At 43.7% G+C, this 4,165-nt stretch carries 2 protein-coding genes; both read left to right on the top strand.

Annotation, left to right across the window (positions count from 1 at the left end):
- Positions 1-621 precede the first annotated feature (621 nt).
- Positions 622-1,821 carry an acetate/propionate family kinase gene (locus tag VGA95_05705; GenBank protein ID HEX9666040.1) on the top strand — a complete coding sequence of 400 codons (1,200 nt, stop codon included), beginning with the start codon at positions 622-624 and terminating at the stop codon, positions 1,819-1,821.
- Between the two features lie 57 nt (positions 1,822-1,878).
- Positions 1,879-4,165, top strand: a 2,287-nt coding sequence (locus VGA95_05700; protein ID HEX9666039.1) for a phosphoketolase family protein, incomplete at its 3' end; no start/stop codon positions are given.

Genomic DNA, 4,165 nt, shown 5'->3' with positions numbered 1-4,165 from the left:
GATTAGCTATACCCTTTTCATACATTTAATAAAACTTTGATAAAGCTTAAAATCCGGAATCTAATTAGACACTTTTGATAATCTATCTGCTGCTGCGCCACTATTTCTCATTGATTTTATCTTATGATTCGTGATCTTTCTATACCCAAGCTCAATAGGAAACCTCAATACTACCATATTCACAGGCACCCATAGTTTCCGTGGATCACTTATAGCTGTCTTCCATAATTCCCAGTCTAGTATCCTAGATGATCTTTCATTCCTTGTTTATAACTGACGTTGAGAAATCAGGTCGATCAAAAAATCCATTGCTTTTTTTTTCAGGGTCCCCTTTATATCGATAAGTACTCTGAATTTAAAATGGGTAATAATGAAGAATCTATTACCAAGTAGTAGGAGCGGAATGTCTACTCTTTGCGGTTCCCAATCTATTTTATAAACATCGCAACTCAGATTTATAGACCCCATATGTAAACTCTGAATCACTTCTCAAAATTGACTAGTTCAGCTTAGCAAATCCGATATATATGGTATATAGTTTTATCTTTTATAAATATTATTAATAAAACAGCCTAATAAACAATGTAAATCTTATGATCGACGATAAATGCACAGAAGCTTATGGGATTAAATAACAATCGAATACTGACGATAAATAGTGGATCCTCAAGCATTAAATTTTCACTTTACGAAATGGGACAATCAGAAACCCTGATTTTATCAGGGGTTATAGAGAGGATCGGTCAGAAATCCACCATCTTAAAAATCAAGGATGCCCAAGGGCATACAAATCTTCAGGATAATCTATATCTTCGTAACCATAAGGCCGCCTTTGAAACCCTTTTCGAATGGATCACGAAGAATAGCCCAGTAGAGAAAATAGGCGCCGTTGGCCACCGTATCGTGCACGGAGGAATCGAATATTCCCGGCCGCAGGATATCACGCCCGAATTGATGGAAAAGCTGAATGAACTTGTTCCCCTAGCTCCCGACCATCTTCCGAATGAAATCACGGGAATAATGGCAATTAATAAGACGTACCCTGGCCTGACTCAGGTAGCATGCTTCGATACTGCTTTTCATCGGCAGCTACCCCTGCGTGCAAAAATGTTCGCATTACCGAGAAGCCTATTCCGGGAAGGAATCATGCGGTATGGCTTTCACGGCTTATCCTACGAATATATTATGCAAGAGCTAATGACTGTCGCTGGAGAAAAGGTTGCAAGGGGTCGTGTCGTCATAGCTCATCTCGGAAGCGGCGCAAGCATTGTGGCAGTTAAGGACGGTAGAAGCATGGATACATCTATGGGATTTACACCGACCGGCGGGCTAATGATGGGTACCAGGTGTGGAGATTTAGACCCCGGGATTTTAATTTATCTTCTAAATAAAAAAGGGCTAAGCCCAAGGTCGTTAAATCAGATGTTAAACATGCATTCCGGGCTATTGGGGGTTTCAGGAAGAGGCTCCGATATGAAATTTCTGCTAGATAATGAGAGAAAAAGCGCCGATATAGCAGAGGCAATATATCTTTTCTGTTATCAGGCAAAAAAATTTCTCGGTGCCCTATGCACCGCATTAGGGGGTGTTGATAACCTTATCTTTACTGGAGGGATTGGAGAAAACTCCCCTGTCATTCGAAAACGCATATGTGATGACATGACATTTTTGAACATCCATCTGGATCCCATTAAAAATGAGTCTAACAAGGCCATCATATCATCTGATGGTGTCCCGACAACCATCCGTGTCATGAGAACAAATGAGGAATTGATGATAGCAAGACATACAAACAATATAGTCGTAAACAAAAATCGTTAGCGAGAAATAAATATAAGTAATCCGAAAAATTAACCACTTAAATATAGGGAGTAAATCATGGGCAAGTTATCCGACGATCTATTGAATAAAATGCACAGGTATTGGCTCGCCGCAAATTATCTCTCGGTAGGACAAATCTATCTATACGATAATCCTTTGCTAAAGGAAACACTCAAAATAGAACACATTAAGCCAAGGCTCTTAGGACATTGGGGTACAACCCCTGGTCTTAACTTTGTCTACGTGCATCTAAACCGCGTCATTAGGAAACATGACCTAAACATGATATTCATAACGGGTCCAGGCCATGGTGGCCCAGCAGTAGTTGCTAACACCTACCTTGAGGGAACTTACACCGAACTTTATCCGAACATATCACAAGACGAGGAAGGCATGAAAAAGCTGTTCAAACAGTTCTCGTTTCCCGGAGGGATACCCAGCCACGCTGCTCCGGAAACCCCGGGTTCTATCCATGAAGGGGGCGAGCTAGGCTACTCTCTCTCCCATGCGTATGGAGCGGCTTTCGACAATCCAGACCTTATTGTAGCCTGTGTGGTTGGAGATGGTGAAGCGGAGACAGGACCCCTCGCCGCTAGCTGGCATTCAAATAAATTCCTAAACCCCGTGCACGATGGAGCGGTTCTACCGATCCTTCATCTTAATGGCTACAAGATTGCCAATCCTACCATTCTGGGTCGGATAAGCAATGAAGAGCTCAAGAGTTTATTCACTGGTTACGGTTACAAGCCCTACTTTGTGGAGGGTTCTGACCCTAAACCAACGCATAAACTGATGGCCGAAACCCTGGATGCGGTAGTGAATGAAATTAAAAAAATTCAGGAAGAGGCGAGAACCACAGGACAGGCATTACTTCCTAAATGGCCGATGATAATACTTCGAACTCCTAAGGGCTGGACCGGACCAAAGAAAGTTGATGGCAAGAAGACGGAAGATTTCTGGCGATCTCACCAGGTTCCCATAGCCGATATGTCGCAAAAACCTGGTCACGTAAAACTACTTGAGAAGTGGATGAAGAGTTATAAACCAGAGCGACTCTTCGATGGAAACGGTAAACTACGACCAGAATTAGCAGAACTTGCTCCGACGGGAGAGCGGAGAATGGGTGCAAATCCAAATGCCAACGGTGGAATATTATTAAAAGACCTGAAAATGCCGGATTTCCGAGACTACGCAATTAAAATACCTAAACCAGGACAAGTTTTTGGAGAGTCAACCAGATTGATGGGCCAGTTCTTGCGTGATGTGATGAAACTCAACGAAGAAAGTAGAAATTTCCGTGTAATGGGACCCGATGAGACAGCTTCAAATCGGCTCACCGCTTTATTTGAGGCCACCGACAGGACATGGATGGAAAGGACAATACCGGAGGATGAGAATCTCGCACCAGACGGTCGAGTCATGGAAATTCTAAGCGAGCATACATGCCAGGGATGGCTGGAAGGATATATCCTAACGGGACGACATGGGTTATTCTCATGTTATGAGGCCTTTATACATATAGTTGACTCAATGTTCAACCAGCATGCCAAATGGCTCAAGGTCACTCGGAGCGAAATCCCCTGGCGACGCCCGATAGCGTCTCTCAATTATCTTCTCACTTCACATGTATGGAGGCAGGACCACAATGGCTTCAGCCATCAGGATCCTGGATTTATCGACCATGTTGTGAACAAAAAGGCCGAGGTAGTCCGCGTATATTTCCCACCCGACGCAAACACTTTGCTTTCCGTCACAGACCACTGTCTACAAAGCCGAAGTTATGTCAATGTAATAGTGGCTGGAAAGCAACCTCAACCTCAATGGCTAGACATGGATGCTGCCATAAAACATTGCACCTCGGGAATCGGTATCTGGGAATGGGCAAGCAATGATAAAGGTACCGAGCCAGATGTTGTTATGGCATGTTGCGGTGATGTTCCAACTATTGAAACACTCGCTGCCGTTCAAATACTTCGCAAACATGCTCCAGATTTAAAGATAAGGGTGATTAACGTTGTTGACCTGATGAAACTCCAGCCCAGGGAGGAACACCCACACGGCCTTTCCAATTGGGACTTTGATACCCTTTTCACCACAGACAAGCCCATTATCTTTGCCTATCACGGCTACCCCTGGCTTATCCACCGCCTTACCTATAGAAGAACAAACCATAAGAATCTACATGTACGGGGATATAAAGAAGAGGGTACTACTACTACGCCCTTCGACATGGTTGTACGAAACGACCTCGATCGCTTTCACCTCGTAGACGATGTTATCGATCGGGTTCCAAAATTAGGTTACTTCGCCGCGTACGCAAAGCAGGCTGTTCGAGACAAGATAA

The sequence above is a fragment of the Thermodesulfobacteriota bacterium genome, from assembly GCA_036397855.1.
Lineage (GTDB): Bacteria > Desulfobacterota_D > UBA1144 > Nemesobacterales > CSP1-2 > DASWID01.
This window is presented reverse-complemented; position numbering and strand designations above follow the sequence as displayed.

Bases quoted from the DNA above. Each gene is read 5' to 3' on its own strand.
- VGA95_05705 (HEX9666040.1), top strand. From the start codon at position 622: ATGGGATTAAATAACAATCGAATACTGACGATAAATAGTGGATCCTCA.